We start from the raw sequence: 16,447 nt of genomic DNA, 5'->3' as shown, positions 1-16,447 counted from the left end.
GAGTGAGGCATGAAAAAGGGCGCACCACGGTGCGCCCTTGTCGTTTGCGGTGAAGGGCCGCCTGGCCCCCTCACGCGTCAGCCCAATCGCTGGAACTGGTCCTTCACGCGCGCCAGCGCGGCGCTGAAATCGGCCACACGCTGCTTTTCCTGCTCGACCACGGCGGCCGGGGCGCGGGCCACAAAGCCTTCGTTGCCCAGCTTGGCCTCGGCCTTGGCGATCTCGCCCTGCAGGCGGGTGATCTCTTTCGACAGGCGCTCCTTCTCGGCGGCCACGTCGATCTCGACGTGCAGCGCCAGGCGGGCTTCGCCCTGCACGGCCACGGGGGCCATGGTGGTCGCGGCCACGAAGGCGGCTTCGTCCAGCACCTGCACCTCGCCCAGCTTGCCCAGCGCCTTCAGGATCGCACCAGCCTGGCGGATGAAGTCGGCATCGCCGGTGGTGAGCAGGGGCACGCGCTCGGCGGGCGAGAGCTTCATCTCGCCGCGCAGGTTACGCACACTGCCGACCACGGCCTTCAGTCGTGCCACCCAGGCGTCGGCAGCCGGGTCGACGCGGCCCAGGTCGGCCACGGGGTAGGGCGCCACCACGATGCTGGCGTCGCTGTCAGCCTGCTTGCGGCCTGCCACCGGGGCCACCACCTGCCACAGGGCTTCGGTGATGAAGGGGGTGATGGGGTGCAGCAGGCGCAGCACGGTTTCCAGCACGCGGATCAGGGTGCGGCGGGTGGCGCGCTGCTGGGCTTCGTTGCCGGTCTGGATCTGCACCTTGGCGATTTCCAGGTACCAGTCGCAGTACTCGTCCCACACGAACTGGTAGAGCGCGTTGGCCACGTTGTCGAGGCGGAACTCGGCAAAGCCCTGGGCCACAGCGGCTTCCACGCGCTGCAGCTCGCTGACGATCCACTTGTCGGCGGGGCTGAAGTCAAGGTAGCCGCCGGCCGCGCAGACGCCGGGCTCGTGGGCTGCCAGACCGCAGTCGTGGCCCTCGCAGTTCATCAGCACGAAGCGGGTGGCGTTCCAGAGCTTGTTGCAGAAGTTGCGGTAGCCCTCGCAGCGCTTGCTGTCGAAGTTGATGGCGCGGCCCAGGCTGGCCAGCGCGGCGAAGGTGAAGCGCAGTGCGTCGGCGCCGTAACCCGGAATGCCGTCTGGGAACTCTTTTTCCGTGTTCTTGCGGACCCTGGGGGCGGTTTCGGGCTTGCGCAGGCCGCTCGTGCGCTTGTCCAGCAGCGGAGCCAGCTCGATGCCATCGATCAGGTCGACCGGGTCGAGCACGTTGCCTTCCGACTTCGACATCTTGTTGCCCTGGGCGTCGAGCACCAGGCCGTGGATGTAGACGTGCTTGAAGGGGACCTTGCCGGTGAAGTGCTTGGTCATCATGATCATCCGGGCGACCCAGAAGAAGATGATGTCGTAGCCGGTGACGAGCACGGAGGAGGGCAGGAAGAGGTCCTGCTCCTTGGTCTGCTCGGGCCAGCCCAGCGTCGAGAACGGCACCAGCGCCGACGAGTACCAGGTGTCGAGCACGTCTTCGTCGCGGGTGAGCTCACCGGTGTAGCCGGCGGCTGTGGCCTTGGCGCGCGCGTCGTCTTCCGAGCGGGCCACGAAGACCTCGCCGTTGCTGCCGTACCAGGCCGGGATCTGGTGGCCCCACCACAGCTGGCGGCTGATGCACCAGTCCTGGATGTTCTTCATCCACTGGTTGTAGGTGTTGACCCAGTTCTCGGGCACGAACTTCACTTCGCCCGAATCCACTGCCTCGATGGCCTGTTGGGCGATCGACTTGCCGCCAGCGCCGGGCTTGGTCATGGCGACGAACCACTGGTCGGTCAGCATGGGCTCGATGACCTGGCCGGTGCGGGCGCAGCGCGGCACCATCAGCTTGTGCTTCTTGACCTCGACCAGCAGGCCGTCGGCGTCCAGTCGGGCGACCAGCTGCTTGCGGGCCACGAAGCGGTCCAGGCCCACGTACTCGGCGGGGATGTCGGTGGCTTCGTGCGCGCTGACCTTGGCCTCCAGGTCGAAGATGGTCAGCATGGGCAGCTTGTGGCGCAGGCCGACTTGGTAGTCGTTGGTGTCGTGGGCCGGGGTGACCTTGACGACGCCGGTGCCGAACTCCTTGTCGACGTGCTCGTCGGCGATCACAGGCACCAGGCGACCGGTGATGGGCAGGCGCACCTGCTTGCCGATCAGGTGCGTGTAGCGCTCGTCTTCGGGGTGGACCATGACGGCGGTGTCGCCCAGCATGGTTTCAGGCCGGGTGGTGGCCACGACCAGGCTCGCGTCGCTGCCCTCGACGGGGTAGCGGATGTGCCACATCGAGCCTTCTTCTTCCTCGCTCTCGACCTCGAGGTCGGACACGGCGGACTTGAGGATCGGGTCCCAGCTCACCAGGCGCTTGCCGCGGTAGATCAGGCCTTCTTCATAGAGGCGCACGAAGGTGTCGGCCACGACCTTGGACAGCTTGTCGTCCATGGTGAAGTACTCGTGCTCCCACGAGACCGAGTCGCCCATGCGGCGCATCTGCTGGGTAATGGTCGAGCCGGACTGCTCCTTCCACTCCCAGATGCGGGCCACGAAGTTCTTGCGGCCGAGGTCATGGCGCGTCTGGCCCTTGTCCTGCAGCTGGCGCTCCACCACGATCTGCGTGGCGATGCCGGCGTGGTCGGTGCCCGGAATCCACAGCGTGTTGTGGCCCAGCATGCGGTGGTAGCGCGTCAACGAGTCCATGATGGTCTGGTTGAACGCGTGGCCCATGTGCAGCGTGCCCGTGACGTTGGGCGGCGGCAGCTGGATGCAGAAGGAGGGCCTGGACTCGTCGAGCGTGGGCTTGTAGAGGCCGCGTTGTTCCCACTGGGGGCCGTAGAGGGCTTCAATCGGGCCGGGTTCGAAGGATTTGGCGAGTTCGGTCATTGTGTGGTGCGGGGCGGGGCCCGGTGGGTCGTCGCACGAACGGCGTGCGCGGCGCAAAGCGCGATTTTAGGTCGGCTGCCGGCGTTCCCGTCACGCGACAGGGCTTCGCTTGAAAGCTGCCGTGGATCAAGGTCTGGCCGGGTGACGCTGTGTGTCTGCTCGGTAAAGCACTTGGCAAGCAGGGTCTTGTCGGCCTAGCATGGAACCAAGGCAGCCCACCGGCTGCCACCTGACGCCAAGGAGGCCCTCATGTACGAACATCTTCTGGTGCCGGTCGACGGCAGCGAGCTGTCCAACAAGGCAATCGATCACAGCATCGGTCTGGCCAAGATGCTGGGTGCGTCGATCACCGGTTTCACAGCCGAACCGCCGCTGCCGGTGCTGGTGGTCGAGCAGTCGGCGGTGGCTTACGACGTGGCCACCTTCCAGGAGCACGAAAAGCGTTGCGAGGCCCACGCCCGCGAGGTGCTGCAGGCCTTCGCCGACAAGGCCAAGGCCGCGGGCGTGGCCTTTGACGGCCAGTTCGTGATCACCGACAGCGTGCAGGATGCGATCGTCGAAACCGCCAAGCGCCAGGGCTGCGACCTCGTCGTGATGGCCACTCACGGCCGGCATGGCCTGGATGCACTGATTCATGGCTCGCTGACCAAGAGCGTGCTGGCGCACAGCCAGGTGCCGTTGCTGGTGCTGCACGGCTGATTCCTCTTCTTTCAACCCCAAAACAAGGAGCAGAAACATGAACGACATGAGCGCGGCCCAGAAGGACATCCTCGTTGCCGACCTGAAGCGGGTGCTGGCCGATGCCGAGGCCTTGCTGAAGGCCACTGCCGGTGAGGGGGCCGACGAGTTGGTGCATGTGCGCGACCGGCTGCAGGCGACGCTGTCGCACGCGAAGGACGGGCTGATCGAGGCCCAGGCTGCGGTGGTGGACAAGGCCAAGGCCGCGGCGAAGGCGACCGATGGCTATGTGCACGAGAACCCCTGGAAGGCCATCGGCGTGGCGGCGGGCGTGGGCCTGCTGCTCGGCGTGGTGATCGGCCGCCGTTGAGCATGAAAGGCGTCGTCGCGCATGGGTGACACGGCTGCCGATTCCGCGACGGCATCGGGTCGACTGACGGCCTCTTTGCGGGGCTTGCTGGCGACCCTGATGGCGCTGGGCCACGACCGGCTCGCGCTGGCCAGCATCGAGTTGGAGGAAGAGCGCGACCGGCTGCTGGCCACGCTGGCGTGGGGCGCGGCGGCCGTGGTGCTGGCCTGCTTTGCGCTGGCGTTTGCGGCGGTGTTCGTCACGGTGCTGTTCTGGGACACACACCGCCTGCTGGCGCTGGGCAGCGTCACCTTGATGCTGGGTGCCGCAGCGGGGCTGGCATGGTGGCGCATCCGCAGTCTTTGGGCGGGCCGTGCGGGCCTGCTGCCTGCGACCCTGGCCGAACTCGAGGCCGACCGGCGCGCCCTGATGGGCGAGATGGGCGGCGCGCCGGGGGCCGCCCCATGAGTGCGCCCTGGTCGGATGGCGGCGTCGCGGCAGCGCGTGAGGCGCGCAAGCGGGCCTTGATCGACCGCAGTGCCGTGCTGCGCCGCCAACTGGCCGACGACTACATCACCCTGGTGTCACCCGCCGAGCGCGTGCTTGACCGCGTGGTGGGCGCGGGTCATTGGCTGCGTCGTCATCCCTGGTTGCTGGGTGGCGTGGCGCTGGCGTGGCTGTGGTGGCGCCCGCGCCGTGCCGTGGGGCTGAGCGGCCGTCTGTTGGGCGCGTGGGCCCTGTGGCAACGCTGGCGGCCCGTGGTCAGCACGGTGGTGGCCCTGGCGGGCACTCTGGCCGCATCTGGCGCGGCGAACCGTACAGGCGGTGCTGGTACCGCCGCGACCGCGTCGCCACGCCGAGACAGCAAGCCGGGCGCTTGACCTGGGGCAAGCGGTCCACAGGACGACAGGACTACCGTGGCGGTTCCGCGCCCAGTGCGCAACCGCATCGCCCTGTCATGACCGACCTTCCGCACGTCCACCCCGAGCTCGCCGGCCTGCTCGAGCGCAGTGGCCTCCAACCCTTGTCTCTGGGTGGGCGGCACCTGCTGCCGATCGTTCAGGGTGGCATGGGTGTCGGCGTGTCGGCGCACCGGCTGGCCGGCTCTGTGGCCGCAGCGGGCGGCGTGGGAACCTTGTCGTCCGTCGACCTGCGTCGGCACCATCCCGACCTGATGGCGCGCACGCAAGGCCTGGCCTCGCGCATCGGTCAGGACGAGGACACCAAGGCCCAGATCGACGAGGCCAACCTGGAAGCGCTCGAGCGCGAGATCGCGGCAGCCCGTGCGCTGTCGCAAGGGCGCGGCCTGTTGGCAGTCAATGTGATGCGGGCGGTGAGCGAGTACGCGCCGGCCATCAAACGGGCGCTGGAATGCGGCATCGATGCCGTGGTGGTGGGCGCCGGCCTGCCGCTCGACCTGCCGGACCTGGCGCAGGACCATCCGAACGCGCTGCTGGTGCCCATCCTGTCGGACGCCCGGGGCGTGCAACTGGTGGTGCGCAAATGGGAGCGCAAGAAGCGCCTGCCCGATGCCATCGTGATCGAGCACCCCCGGCTGGCCGGTGGCCACCTGGGTGCCGCCAAGGTGGCTGATCTGCAGGACACGCGATTCGACTTCGAGAACGTCATCCCGGCCGTGCGGGCGTTTCTGCGTGACGCCGGGATCGAGAAAGAGGTGCCGCTGATTGCGGCGGGCGGCATCCGCACCTTTGAAGACATCCAGCGGCTGCAGGACCTCGGCGCGTCGGCGGTACAGCTCGGCACGCCCTTCGCGGTCACGGAAGAATCGGACGCCCACCCCGAGTTCAAGCGTGTCCTGGCCGAGGCGCGTGAGGAGGACCTGACCACCTTCACCAGCGTGGCCGGCCTGCCGGCGCGCGCCGTGATGACGCCCTGGCTCAAGGCCTATCTGCGCGTGGAAGACCGCCTGCAGGCCGTGACCCAGGTGCGCAAGCGCTGCACCAAAGCTTTCGATTGCCTGGCCCAGTGCGGCCTGCGCGACGGCCTGGCGGGCTGGGGGCAGTTCTGCATCGACAACCAGCTGGCCGCCGCCCTGCGCGGGGACGTCAACAAGGGGCTGTTCTTCCGCGGTGCGGGGGCTTTGCCCTTTGGCGACCAGATCCGCAGCGTGGGCGAGCTGATGTCGCGTTTGCTGACACGTGACATGGCCTTGGGCTCGCCCGTGCCCCAAGGGGCCTGAGCGGGACACCGCGCCCGGGCGGCGGGGCAATGCCGCCTAAAATCGGTCGATGACCGAGCACAACGCGCCCTCCGGCCTGGCGGCCCCGCATGCCACCACCGGCTCCTCTTCCTTGTTGGCCGGGTTGAACCCCGAGCAGCTTGCCGCCGTGACGGCCCCGCCCGGGCCTGCCCTGATCCTGGCTGGTGCCGGCTCGGGCAAGACCCGCGTGCTCACGACGCGCATTGCCTGGCTGCTGCAGACCGGTCAGGCCACGCCGGCCAGCATCATGGCCGTGACCTTCACGAACAAGGCCGCCAAGGAGATGCAGGCCCGTCTGTCGGCCATGCTGCCGGTGAACACGCGGGCCATGTGGATCGGGACCTTCCACGGCCTGTGCAACCGCTTCCTGCGTGCTCACGCCCGCATCGCCGGCCTGCCGTCGGCCTTCCAGATCCTCGACACGCAAGACCAGCTCTCGGCCGTCAAGCGCATCATCAAGGCGCTGAAGTACGACGAAGAAAAGTGCGTGCCCAAGCAGACGACGTGGTTCATCGCGAACTGCAAGGAAGAGGGCCGCCGCCCGAAGGACATCCAGCCGCGTGACGAACTCGGCCGCATGCAGCTCACGGTGTATCAGGCCTATGAAGACCAGTGCACCCGCGAGGGCGTGGTCGACTTTGCCGAGCTGATGCTGCGCACCTACGAGATCATGCGCGACCACCCGGAGGTGCGGGCCCACTACCAGCGCCGCTTCAAGCACATCCTGGTCGACGAGTTCCAGGACACCAACCGGCTGCAGTACCTGTGGCTGAAGATGTTTGCCGGCCGACCGGAAGAAACGGGCAACAGCCTGTTTGCGGTGGGCGACGACGATCAGAGCATCTACGCCTTCCGCGGCGCGCAGGTCGGCAACATGGCCGACTTCGAGCGCGAGTTCCGCGTGCCCAAGGTGGTGAAGCTGGAACAGAACTACCGCAGCTTCGGCCACATCCTCGATGCCGCCAACACGCTGATCGCGCAGAACAGCAAGCGCCTGGGCAAGAACCTGCGCACCGACGCGGGGCAGGGTGAGCCGATCCGCGTGTACGAGGCCTCGAGCGACTACGCCGAGGCGCAGTGGATCGTGGAAGAAGCGCGCCTGCTGCACCGCGAGGGCCACCCGCTGCACGAGGTCGCGGTGCTCTACCGCAGCAACGCGCAGTCGCGGGTGATCGAATCGGCGCTGTTCAACGCGGGCGTGGCCTACAAGGTGTACGGCGGCCTGCGTTTCTTCGAACGCGCGGAAATCAAGCACGCGCTGGCCTACCTGCGCCTGATCGAGAACCCGAACGACGACACGAGCTTTCTGCGCGTGGTGAACTTTCCGGCGCGCGGCATCGGGGCGCGCAGCGTCGAGCTGCTGCAGGATGCGGCGCGCAGCACGGGCCGCAGCCTGGCGCAGAGCGTGACGGCCGTGCCCGGCAAGACGGGGGCCAACCTGCAGGGCTTTGTGGCGCTGGTCGATGCCATGCGCGAGTGCACGCGCGGCCTGACGCTGCGCCAGATCATCGAGCACGTGGTCGAGGCCTCGGGGCTGGCCGACTTCTACCGCGCGGAAAAAGAAGGCCAGGAGCGGCTGGAGAACCTGGCCGAACTGGTGAACGCCGCCGAGGCCTTCGTGACGCAGGAGGGCTTTGGCAAGGACGCCGTGGCGTTGCCGGTGGACGAATCCGCCGGTGCCATCAGCGAAGGCCTGCCCGCTGCCGTGGCGCTGGCCAACACCCTGCCCGATGCCGAGACCGGCGAGATCATCTCGCCGCTGCTGGCCTTCCTGACACATGCCTCGCTGGAAGCGGGCGACAACCAGGCCCAGGCAGGGCAGGATGCCGTCCAGCTCATGACCATTCACGCGGCCAAGGGCCTCGAGTTCAACAACGTGTTCCTGACCGGGCTGGAGGAAGGCCTCTTCCCGCACGAGAATTCGATGAACACGACCGAGGGCCTGGAAGAGGAACGCCGGCTGATGTACGTGGCGATCACGCGGGCGCGCCAGCGCCTGAACATCTGCTTCAGTCAGACCCGGATGCTGCACGGCCAGACCCGCTACAACATCAAGAGCCGCTTTCTCGACGAGCTGCCCGAGGCCTCACTGAAGTGGCTCACGCCGCGCAATCAGGGCTTCGGCTCCGGCTTTGCCAAGTCGTATCAGGACGCCTGGTCGAGTGGCCGCGGCATGGGCTCGATGGTGGGCGCCGGTGCGCAGCCCTACCGACAAGGCGGGCAGGGCGGCCAGGGCGCCTACGGTGGAGGCAGCCGCGGCGGCTACGGCGGCCAGGCCTGGGGCGGCGCCCGCAAAGAAGACACCTTCAAGGACCTGACTGCGCCGCTGCCCAAGGCCATGGCCGAGGCCAAGAACGAAGGCGGGCTGCGCGTGGGGCAGGGCGTGTTCCACACCAAGTTCGGCGAAGGCGTGGTGCTGACGCTGGAAGGCACGGGCGCGGACGCGCGCGTGCAGGTCAACTTCGGCCGGCATGGCACGAAGTGGCTGATGCTGAGCGTGGCCAAACTCACCCCGATCGAATGAGCCCGCTGCGGGGCCTCCGTTTTTGTTTTTCATTCAGAAGAGACCGTTCATGACACACGCTGCTTTCCGACGCGCCGCACTGGCGGTTGCCGCCCTGACCTGCGCCGCTGGTGCCCACGCCTATGAATTCGACGCACTGGACCAGCTCGCCTCGCAAGGCGAGTTTCGCCAGCTGGCCGAAGACCTGAGCGCCACGCTGGCCTACAAGCCGCAGGCCCCTGCCGAAGGCCTGGGCATCACTGGCTTCGATGTCGGCGTGAGCGTGGGCGGCACCCGCATCAAGAGCCACCGCATCGTCGAGCGCGCGACCGGCTCCGACAACGTGCCGAGCACGCTGCCCACCGTCACGCTGCGCGCGGACAAGGGCCTGCCCTTCGGCATCGATGTGGGCGGGTCCTACACCCTGATCCCCGGCACCTCGGTGCGCGCCCTGAGCGGCAACGTGAAGTGGGCCTTCATCGAAGGCGGCGTGCTGACCCCGGCGGTGGCCGTGCGCGCCTTCTACACGCAGACCAGCGGCCTGGGCGACATGAACCTGCGCAGCCAGGGCGTCGACCTGTCGGTGTCCAAGGGCTTTGCCAACGTGACCCCGTACGGCGGCGTGGGCCTGGTGCAGAGTCGCGCCTCCGACGACGCCGGCCGCTGGGCCCGCGAGCGCTACACCCAGACCCGTCTGTTTGCCGGTGTCAGCGTGAACCTGCTGCTCGTGAACCTGGCCTTCGAAGCCGATCGCACGGGCGACGCCACCAGCGCGAGCATCAAGGCCGGTCTGCGCTTCTGACCGGATCTACGGGCTCATTGAAGGCGCCGAACGCCGTCATTGAGCCAATTCAAAGGCCATGCTGTGCGAGGGGCCGCGAGCGCGCTAAAGTGATCGGCAGATTGCTTTGGTCGCGTTCCCCGCGACGCCGTCTCATTCCATTCAGGAGTCACACCGCATGGCCAAGTCCGACAAGAAGTCTTCCCCCAAAGCCGCCAAGGCGGTCCTCCCGCCTGTCGCTGCGGGCGGTGCGCCGATCGACATCGGCATCAGCGTCGAGCACCGCGCGGCCATTGCCAAGGGCCTGAACGGCCTGCTGGCCGACACCTTCACGCTCTACCTCACCACGCACAACTTCCACTGGAACGTGACGGGGCCGATGTTCAACACGCTGCACACCATGTTCATGGCGCAGTACACCGAACTCTGGAACGCGGTCGACCCGATTGCCGAGCGCATCCGCGCGCTCGGCTTCCCGGCCATGGGCTCGTTCGCCGATTTCGGCGGCATCAGCACGCTGCCGGATGCGCCCACCACGCCGCCCAAGGCGAAGGAGATGATCCGCATTCTGGTGGACGGGCACGAGGCCGTGGCCCGCACAGCGCGCAGCCTGTACCCGCTGGTGGAAGAGGCCTCGGACGAGCCCACCGCCGACCTGCTGACGCAGCGCCTGGACGTGCATGAGAAGGCCGCCTGGATGTTGCGCTCGATGCTGGAAGAGTGAGACTGTGAACCCACCGCAGCGGGCGTGGCCTCAGACCAGCCCGTTGCGGATGGCGTAGACCGTCAGTTCGGAGTTGTTCGTCAGCCCGAGCTTTTCGAGCACGCGCGCCCGGTAGACGCTCACCGTCTTGGGGCTCAGCAGGAGCTGCTCGGCGATGTCCGACAGGCGCTTGCCCGAGGCGATCATCACCAGCGTCTGCAGTTCGCGGTCGGACAGCTTCTGGTGCAGGTCTTCCTGCGCCGGCGTGGTCAGGTTGTCGACCAGCATCTGCGCCATCTCGGGCGTGACGTACTTCTTGCCCTGCGCCACCGTGCGCACGGCCGCCACGATCTGCGCGGCGTCGCTGCCCTTGTTCAGATAGCCCGAGGCCCCGGCCTTCAGTGCGCGCATCGCGTACTGGTCCTCCGGGTACATCGAGACCACCAGCACCTTCAGCGTGCTGCCTTCTTCCTTGAGCACGTGCAGCACGTCCAGCCCGCTGCGGCCGGGCAGGTTGATGTCGAGCACCAGCACATCGCAGCTCTTGTCGCGCAACAGCGCGCGCAGCTCACCGTAATCGGCGGCCTCGCCCACCACCTCGATGTCGGCGGCATCGGCCAGCGTGTCGCGGATGCCGCGCCGGATCAGCGCGTGGTCGTCACAGAGTATGACTTTGATCATGTGCTCAGCCCCATACCGTGGGATCGTCGGGGTCCGTGTCGCTGGCCGGGGTGTCCGCGTCCAGGTTCGTGAACAGTTGGTCGATGAAGCCATTTTCCGGCCCTGACAGCGGGACGGAGAGGATCAGCGTGGTGCCGCCGGGGTTGCTGCTGATGTCGACCCAGCCACCCACCGTTTCCGCGCGTTCGTGCAGGCCGCGGATGCCGAAGGACCGGGCCTTGGCCAGGTCGTCGGCGCTCAGGCCTCGCCCATTGTCGGTGACTTCGATGGACAGCACGCCGCCGGCCTGCGTGACGTCGACGCTGACCTGCGTGGCCTGTGCGTGTTTGGAGACATTGGTGAGCGCCTCCTGCGCAAAGCGGTAGGCCACCAGCGGCACACCGGCCGGCAGCTCCAGCTGTTCCTGGCTGGTGCGGAAGCGCGCCTGCAGGCCGGTGCGCTTGCCGAACCGGTCCGTCATCCACTGCAGCGCGGGCACCAGGCCCTGCTCGAGGATGGCCGGTCGCAGGTTGTGCATGATGCGCTGGCTCGCCTCGTGGGCGTGGTTCACGGATTCCAGCGCCTGCTGTACCCGGTCTGCGATCTGGGCATTCGGCGCGTGGCGGGCGATCCACGCCAGATCGAACTTGATGGCGGTCAGCGCCCCGCCCACGTCGTCGTGGATTTCGCGGGCGATGGCGGCCCGCTCCTGCTCGATGCTGGTCTGCAGGTGCTGGGCCAGTTCGCGCAGTTGCTGCCGCGAGCGGCTCAGGGCCAGGTCGGCCCGCTGCTTGGCGATGCGGATGCGGTTGGCCTCGATGGCCAGCAGGGCGGCCGGCGCCAGTCGCGTCAGGTTGCTCTTGAGCAGGTAGTCGTTGGCGCCATTGCGCATGGCCTGCACGGCAATGTCCTCGCCGATCTCGCCCGAGACCAGGATGAAGGGCACCAGCTTGCCCAGCGCCCGGATCTTGTCCAGCGCGGCCAGCCCCGAGTAGCCCGGCAGGTTGTAGTCGGACAGGATCAGGTCCCAGTCTTCGTGCAGGGCGTCGGAGAGGGCCACCTCGGTGTCGATGCGGTGGATGTCGGCATTGATGCCACCGCGATGCAGGTGGATGGCGACCAGCGCCGCGTCCTCCTCGTTGTCCTCGATGTGCAGGACCTTCAGGCGCACCGGCGGCAGGCCGTCGGCACCCGACGCGGGCGCTACGGCGACAACAGGGGGCTGGGGTGTGAAATCGGACACGCGCTGCCTTCGATCCATGGATGAGTGCCTGGAATTGCCACGTGATTGTGAACAACTGGCGCCTTGAAATGCGAAAAATTCTAACAACCGGTTTAAGCCGGACCCTCACTGTGCCGATGACAGGGGGATCCTGGGTGTGCCGGGCACATCCTTCATCGCGTCGCCCTCGGATGGCGCGACACACAAACTGGTTGAGTGGAGCCACGATGAGTTACGACGAACCGGTCGCCAGCCCCCCTGCGGAGATGCCCCTCCTCCTCGCAGCGGAGTTGCAGGACCACCTGATGACGGCGTCCAACGACCTGGAGCGCCTGCAGCGACTTCTGGACGACGCCTGCGTCGTGCTCATGGAAGGTTTCCACGGGACGGCCGGGCAGCTCAGCGACGTGATCGACCAGGGGCATGCCATCACGCCGCACCTGGAAGAGGTGCGTCAGACCCTGTACCGCACGGTCACGGCCCTGCAGTTCCAGGACATGGCGACCCAGCTGATCGCCCACACCAACAACCGATTGCGCAATTGTGCCGACCAGATCGCGCGCGACGCCCTGGGCGACGACGACCCGGATGGCGCGGCGGTGGTGGCGGATGCCCCGATGAAACCCAACCCGGTGACCCAGGACGAGATGGACGCCGGGTCGGTCGAGTTGTTCTAAAGAATCCGTCCCATCTGTCGAAATCCCGTCAAGCGACTGGTTTCATTTTTTCCAGACAGCCGATCTGTCCTGTTATTCCAAGTACCGGAGAGCGACATGCATTCGATCCTTGCCGTCGACGATTCTGCGTCCATGCGCCAAATGGTTTCCTTTACCCTCAAGAGCGCCGGCTACAACGTCGTCGAGGCCGTGGACGGTCAGGATGCCTACGAGAAGGCCGGCGGCCGCAGCTTTGACTTGGTGCTGACCGACCAGAACATGCCCCGCATGGACGGCATCAGCCTGACCAAGAAGCTGCGCGAGAACCCGCAGTTCAAGACCACCCCCATCCTGATCCTGACGACCGAGTCGAGCGATCAGATGAAGCAGGCCGGGCGCGCGGCCGGCGCAACGGGTTGGCTGGTCAAGCCCTTCGACCCGAACAAGCTCATCGAGGTGATCCAGAAGGTCATCCGCTGACCTGACGCCGGGGCACACGGGCCCGCGCAGCGCACGACAATCTCCAGGAGCCTGACATGGCAGAGACCAGCACGGACAACAGCACTTCATCGGCCGGCATCGACCTGAGCCAGTTCTACCAGGTCTTCTTTGAAGAAGCCGGCGAGAACCTCGAGAACATGGAACAGCTCCTGCTGGAGCTGGACATCACTGCCGCCGACGACGAAGAGCTCAACGCCATTTTCCGTTGTGCGCACTCGATCAAGGGCGGCGCCGCCACGTTCGGTTTCAGCGACGTGGCCGAGCTGACGCACCAGATGGAGACGCTGCTGGACAAGCTGCGCCGCCATGAACTCGCGCCGACGGCCCCGATGGTCGACGTGCTGCTGCAGGCGGGCGATGCGCTCAAGGCCATGCTGGCGCGCCACCAGGGATCGGGTGGCGGCGAGGTGGACACGACCGAACTGCTGTTCCACATCCGTGCGATGGCGTCGGGCGAAGCGCCGGCCGCCGTGGCGGCGGCCCCGGTGGTTGCCGCGCCGGCCCTGTCCGCACCTGCGCCGGCGCCTGCCGAGGTGGCATCGGCTTCTGCGGCGGCAGCCCCCACTTCGGGCCCGCGCACTGTCGAACTGCGCGTCGGCCCCCTGGCCGACCCTTCGCAGGCCGACAACCTGGTGGACCTGTTCAAGGAAATCACCGACCTCGGCACGATCGAGCCGTTGCCCGATGACGCGGCGCTGGCCGGTCTGCGCCGCTTCAAGGTGAGCACCGCCGCCGCCGAGTCCGAACTGCTGGACCTGTTCACCTTCCATGTGGCCCGCGAGCAGGTCAGCTTCGTGGCCCTCGCGGAGGCCGGTGCCGCAGCGGCTCCGGCGGTCGATCCGGGCTACGGCTTCTTCGACGAGCCCGCACCGGTCGCGGCGGCGCCCGCAGCCCCGGCGGCCGAGAAGGGCTACGGCTTCTTCGACAACGCGCCGGGTGCCCCGGAAGCACCGGCGCCTGCCCCCGTCGCGGTTGAAGTGGCCAAGCCCGCACCGGCCCCCAAGCCGGCGCCTGTGGCGGCCAAGGCCGAGAAGCCGCACGCCGGCCTCGAAGCCTCGACCATCCGCGTCTCGGTCGAGAAGGTCGACCAGCTCATCAACCTGGTGGGCGAACTGGTGATCACCCAGGCCATGCTGGCCCAGAACAGCCGTGGCCTCGACCCGGTTGTCTACCAGCAGCTGGTCTCGGGCCTGACCGATCTGGATCGCAACACCCGCGACCTGCAGGAAGCGGTCATGTCGATCCGGATGATTCCGATGTCGACGGTGTTCAGCCGCTTCCCGCGCATGCTGCGCGACCTGGCCAACAAGCTGGGCAAGAAGGTCGAGCTGGTCACGCAGGGTGAAGCCACCGAACTGGACAAGGGCCTGGTCGAGAAGATCACCGACCCGCTCACCCACCTGGTGCGCAACAGTTGCGACCATGGCATCGAGATGCCGGACGACCGCCTCGCCAAGGGCAAGCCGGAAGTGGGCACCATCACACTGGCGGCCTCGCACCAGGGCGGCTCCATCGTGATCGAAGTGCGCGACGATGGCCGCGGCCTGTCGCGCGAGAAGCTGCTGAAGAAGGCCCGTGAGAAGGGCATCGACGCACCGGACACGATGACCGACCAGGAGGTGTGGAACCTGATCTTCGCACCGGGCTTCTCGACCGCCGACGAAGTGACCGACGTGTCGGGCCGCGGTGTCGGCATGGACGTGGTCAAGAAGAACATCACCTCGCTGGGTGGCACGGTCGAGATCGATTCGGCCGAAGGCTACGGCATGCGTGTGGCGGTGCGCCTGCCGCTGACGCTGGCCATCATGGACGGCATGAGCGTGGGCGTGGGCGAAGAGGTCTACATCCTGCCGCTGTCGTCGGTGGTCGAGTCCTTCCAGGTCAGCCCCGAGATGGTCAAGACGATCGGCGGCTCCGGCCGCGTGGTCGAGGTCCGCGAGGAATACATGCCGGTGATCGAACTGGAGAAGGTGTTCCAGGTGCCCCGTTTCGACTGGGAGCACAACAGCGGGATCATGGTGGTGGTCGAGGCCGAAAGCGGGCGCGTGGCCCTGCTGGTCGACGAGCTGCTCGGCCAGCAACAGGTCGTGGTCAAGAACCTCGAATCGAACTACCGCAAGGTCAATGACGTGTCGGGCGCCACCATCATGGGTGACGGCCGCGTGGCCCTGATCCTGGACGTCGGCAGCCTCGTGCGCCGCTCGCGTCACTGATCCGGGCTTGTAGAGAAGGAGACATTCCCATGGGCATGATGGAAAAACTGGACGTGCAGACCGATCTGGCACGCGAGTACCTGACCTTCCGCCTCGGTGACGAGGAGTACGGGATCGACATCCTGAAGGTGCAGGAAATCCGCGGTTACGAGAACCCGACCCGCATTGCCAACGCGCCCCACTTCCTGAAGGGCGTGGTGAACCTGCGCGGCACCATCGTGCCGATCGTGGACCTACGCCTGCGCTTCGGTTGCAGTTCGGCCGAGTACAACGCCTTCACGGTGTCCATCGTGCTGCACATCGGGCAGCGCACCATCGGCACGGTGGTGGACTCGGTGAGCGACGTGATGGAGATTCCGGCCGAGGCCATCCGTCCGGCGCCCGAGATGAGCTCCGCCATCGACGCCACCTACATCAAGGGCCTGGCCCAGGTGGGCGAGCGCATGGTGATCCTGCTCGACATCGAGAGCATGCTGATGAGCGAAGACATGGGGCTCATCGACTGAGCCCGTCAGGCGTCACCGCAAAAGCAGAGGCCCGGTCATGCCGGGCCTTTTTCTTTGCGTCCGACGCGATGCCTGCGTCAGAGTGATGTCGCCAGGTCCAGCTCGCGCACGGCCTCGGCCACCAGTCGGTCCAGTGCCGACAGCGGCACGGCCAGCCGGGCCTCGGCGTCCGGCACGCTTTCGCGCAGCGGCGCCCACACGGGCGCAGGCCAGCGCCCATCCCAGTCGAAGCGGGCAATCACGTGCCAGTGCAGGTGCGGCACCACATTGCCCAGCGAGGCCAGGTTCACCTTGGTGGGCTGCAGGTGCTCGCGCAGCACGGTTTCCACCTTGGCCACTGCCTGCATGAGGTGGCTGCGGTCTGCGGGCGGCAGGTCCGTCCACTCGGCCACGTGGTCGTTCCAGACCACGCGGTAGAACGCCGGATGCTCGGGCTCGGTGGCCCGGATCACCCGCAGCTTCACGCCACGGTGAACCAGCAGCCCACCGTCCTGCATGCACAGTTCGCAGCCGACGAGTCGGCCCGGATCGCGTTGGCCCAT

16 protein-coding genes are annotated in these 16,447 nt (G+C 67.2%); 12 read left to right on the top strand and 4 right to left on the bottom strand.

Annotated features, from left to right (window positions below):
• Positions 1-77 precede the first annotated feature (77 nt).
• Positions 78-2,912 carry a valine--tRNA ligase gene (locus DEH84_RS13005; protein WP_109037235.1) on the bottom strand — a complete coding sequence of 945 codons (2,835 nt, stop codon included), beginning with the start codon at positions 2,910-2,912 and terminating at the stop codon, positions 78-80.
• A 249-nt stretch (positions 2,913-3,161) separates the two neighbouring features.
• Here DEH84_RS13005 and DEH84_RS13000 point away from each other — a divergent pair, with 249 nt between their 5' ends.
• The 8 genes from DEH84_RS13000 (at position 3,162) to DEH84_RS12965 (ending at position 10,168) form a co-directional block, all read left to right on the top strand.
• Positions 3,162-3,611: a universal stress protein gene (locus DEH84_RS13000; RefSeq protein WP_109037234.1), complete on the top strand. Its 450-nt coding sequence runs from the start codon at positions 3,162-3,164 to the stop codon at positions 3,609-3,611.
• 37 nt (positions 3,612-3,648) lie between these two features.
• The gene (locus DEH84_RS12995) at positions 3,649-3,960 is read left to right on the top strand and encodes an ElaB/YgaM/YqjD family protein (protein WP_109037233.1); all 312 of its coding nucleotides are present in this window, start codon (positions 3,649-3,651) and stop codon (positions 3,958-3,960) included.
• Positions 3,961-3,981: 21 nt separating this feature from the next.
• Positions 3,982-4,407 (top strand): phage holin family protein, encoded by a 426-nt coding sequence (locus DEH84_RS12990; protein WP_109037232.1) that lies wholly within the window; start codon positions 3,982-3,984, stop codon positions 4,405-4,407.
• Positions 4,404-4,820, top strand: coding sequence for a YqjK family protein (locus DEH84_RS12985; protein ID WP_159098959.1), 417 nt, complete (start codon positions 4,404-4,406; stop codon positions 4,818-4,820). Before DEH84_RS12990 ends, DEH84_RS12985 begins: the two co-directional genes overlap by 4 nt.
• 77 nt (positions 4,821-4,897) lie before the next feature.
• Positions 4,898-6,139: an NAD(P)H-dependent flavin oxidoreductase gene (locus tag DEH84_RS12980; RefSeq protein ID WP_109037230.1), complete on the top strand. Its 1,242-nt coding sequence runs from the start codon at positions 4,898-4,900 to the stop codon at positions 6,137-6,139.
• Positions 6,140-6,188: 49 nt separating this feature from the next.
• Positions 6,189-8,684: a UvrD-helicase domain-containing protein gene (locus tag DEH84_RS12975; protein ID WP_109037229.1), complete on the top strand. Its 2,496-nt coding sequence runs from the start codon at positions 6,189-6,191 to the stop codon at positions 8,682-8,684.
• A 49-nt stretch (positions 8,685-8,733) separates the two neighbouring features.
• Positions 8,734-9,465 carry a hypothetical protein gene (locus DEH84_RS12970; protein ID WP_109037228.1) on the top strand — a complete coding sequence of 244 codons (732 nt, stop codon included), beginning with the start codon at positions 8,734-8,736 and terminating at the stop codon, positions 9,463-9,465.
• Between the two features lie 157 nt (positions 9,466-9,622).
• Positions 9,623-10,168 carry a Dps family protein gene (locus DEH84_RS12965; protein ID WP_109037227.1) on the top strand — a complete coding sequence of 182 codons (546 nt, stop codon included), beginning with the start codon at positions 9,623-9,625 and terminating at the stop codon, positions 10,166-10,168.
• A gap of 30 nt (positions 10,169-10,198) precedes the next feature.
• Here the strand turns inward: DEH84_RS12965 and DEH84_RS12960 are convergent, their stop codons facing one another.
• Positions 10,199-10,828, bottom strand: coding sequence for a response regulator (locus DEH84_RS12960; protein WP_109037226.1), 630 nt, complete (start codon positions 10,826-10,828; stop codon positions 10,199-10,201).
• A gap of 4 nt (positions 10,829-10,832) precedes the next feature.
• The gene (locus DEH84_RS12955; protein ID WP_109037225.1) at positions 10,833-12,068 is read right to left on the bottom strand and encodes a hybrid sensor histidine kinase/response regulator; all 1,236 of its coding nucleotides are present in this window, start codon (positions 12,066-12,068) and stop codon (positions 10,833-10,835) included.
• Positions 12,069-12,256: 188 nt separating this feature from the next.
• Here DEH84_RS12955 and DEH84_RS12950 point away from each other — a divergent pair, with 188 nt between their 5' ends.
• From DEH84_RS12950 to DEH84_RS12935, 4 genes are all read left to right on the top strand, one after another.
• Positions 12,257-12,706 carry a hypothetical protein gene (locus DEH84_RS12950; RefSeq protein ID WP_109037224.1) on the top strand — a complete coding sequence of 150 codons (450 nt, stop codon included), beginning with the start codon at positions 12,257-12,259 and terminating at the stop codon, positions 12,704-12,706.
• 96 nt (positions 12,707-12,802) lie between these two features.
• The gene (locus DEH84_RS12945) at positions 12,803-13,165 is read left to right on the top strand and encodes a response regulator (protein ID WP_109037223.1); all 363 of its coding nucleotides are present in this window, start codon (positions 12,803-12,805) and stop codon (positions 13,163-13,165) included.
• Between the two features lie 56 nt (positions 13,166-13,221).
• Positions 13,222-15,399 (top strand): chemotaxis protein CheA, encoded by a 2,178-nt coding sequence (locus DEH84_RS12940; protein ID WP_109037222.1) that lies wholly within the window; start codon positions 13,222-13,224, stop codon positions 15,397-15,399.
• Between the two features lie 29 nt (positions 15,400-15,428).
• Entirely contained in the window at positions 15,429-15,905 is a 477-nt protein-coding gene (locus tag DEH84_RS12935) for a chemotaxis protein CheW (RefSeq protein ID WP_109037221.1), read from the top strand.
• A gap of 77 nt (positions 15,906-15,982) precedes the next feature.
• Here DEH84_RS12935 and DEH84_RS12930 read toward each other — a convergent pair whose 3' ends face one another.
• Complete coding sequence (locus DEH84_RS12930; RefSeq protein WP_109037220.1) at positions 15,983-16,447, bottom strand: HIT family protein; 465 nt, start codon at positions 16,445-16,447, stop codon at positions 15,983-15,985.

It is taken from the genome of Aquabacterium olei (assembly GCF_003100395.1).
Classification (GTDB): domain Bacteria; phylum Pseudomonadota; class Gammaproteobacteria; order Burkholderiales; family Burkholderiaceae_C; genus Aquabacterium; species Aquabacterium olei.
The sequence above is the reverse complement of the archived record's forward strand: the minus strand, read 5'-3'. Positions and strand labels throughout refer to the sequence as shown.

Excerpts from the sequence above, each read along its gene's own strand:
- DEH84_RS12985 (WP_159098959.1), top strand. The coding sequence starts at position 4,404 with ATGAGTGCGCCCTGGTCGGATGGCGGCGTCGCGGCAGCGCGTGAGGCG.
- DEH84_RS12965 (WP_109037227.1), top strand. The coding sequence starts at position 9,623 with ATGGCCAAGTCCGACAAGAAGTCTTCCCCCAAAGCCGCCAAGGCGGTC.
- DEH84_RS12960 (WP_109037226.1), bottom strand. The coding sequence starts at position 10,828 with ATGATCAAAGTCATACTCTGTGACGACCACGCGCTGATCCGGCGCGGC.
- DEH84_RS13000 (WP_109037234.1), top strand. The coding sequence starts at position 3,162 with ATGTACGAACATCTTCTGGTGCCGGTCGACGGCAGCGAGCTGTCCAAC.
- DEH84_RS12975 (WP_109037229.1), top strand. The coding sequence starts at position 6,189 with ATGACCGAGCACAACGCGCCCTCCGGCCTGGCGGCCCCGCATGCCACC.
- DEH84_RS12995 (WP_109037233.1), top strand. The coding sequence starts at position 3,649 with ATGAACGACATGAGCGCGGCCCAGAAGGACATCCTCGTTGCCGACCTG.
- DEH84_RS12930 (WP_109037220.1), bottom strand. The coding sequence starts at position 16,447 with ATGGGCCAACGCGATCCGGGCCGACTCGTCGGCTGCGAACTGTGCATG.
- DEH84_RS12955 (WP_109037225.1), bottom strand. The coding sequence starts at position 12,068 with ATGGATCGAAGGCAGCGCGTGTCCGATTTCACACCCCAGCCCCCTGTT.
- DEH84_RS12990 (WP_109037232.1), top strand. The coding sequence starts at position 3,982 with ATGGGTGACACGGCTGCCGATTCCGCGACGGCATCGGGTCGACTGACG.
- DEH84_RS12945 (WP_109037223.1), top strand. The coding sequence starts at position 12,803 with ATGCATTCGATCCTTGCCGTCGACGATTCTGCGTCCATGCGCCAAATG.
- DEH84_RS12940 (WP_109037222.1), top strand. The coding sequence starts at position 13,222 with ATGGCAGAGACCAGCACGGACAACAGCACTTCATCGGCCGGCATCGAC.
- DEH84_RS12950 (WP_109037224.1), top strand. The coding sequence starts at position 12,257 with ATGAGTTACGACGAACCGGTCGCCAGCCCCCCTGCGGAGATGCCCCTC.
- DEH84_RS12980 (WP_109037230.1), top strand. The coding sequence starts at position 4,898 with ATGACCGACCTTCCGCACGTCCACCCCGAGCTCGCCGGCCTGCTCGAG.
- DEH84_RS12970 (WP_109037228.1), top strand. The coding sequence starts at position 8,734 with ATGACACACGCTGCTTTCCGACGCGCCGCACTGGCGGTTGCCGCCCTG.
- DEH84_RS12935 (WP_109037221.1), top strand. The coding sequence starts at position 15,429 with ATGGGCATGATGGAAAAACTGGACGTGCAGACCGATCTGGCACGCGAG.
- DEH84_RS13005 (WP_109037235.1), bottom strand. The coding sequence starts at position 2,912 with ATGACCGAACTCGCCAAATCCTTCGAACCCGGCCCGATTGAAGCCCTC.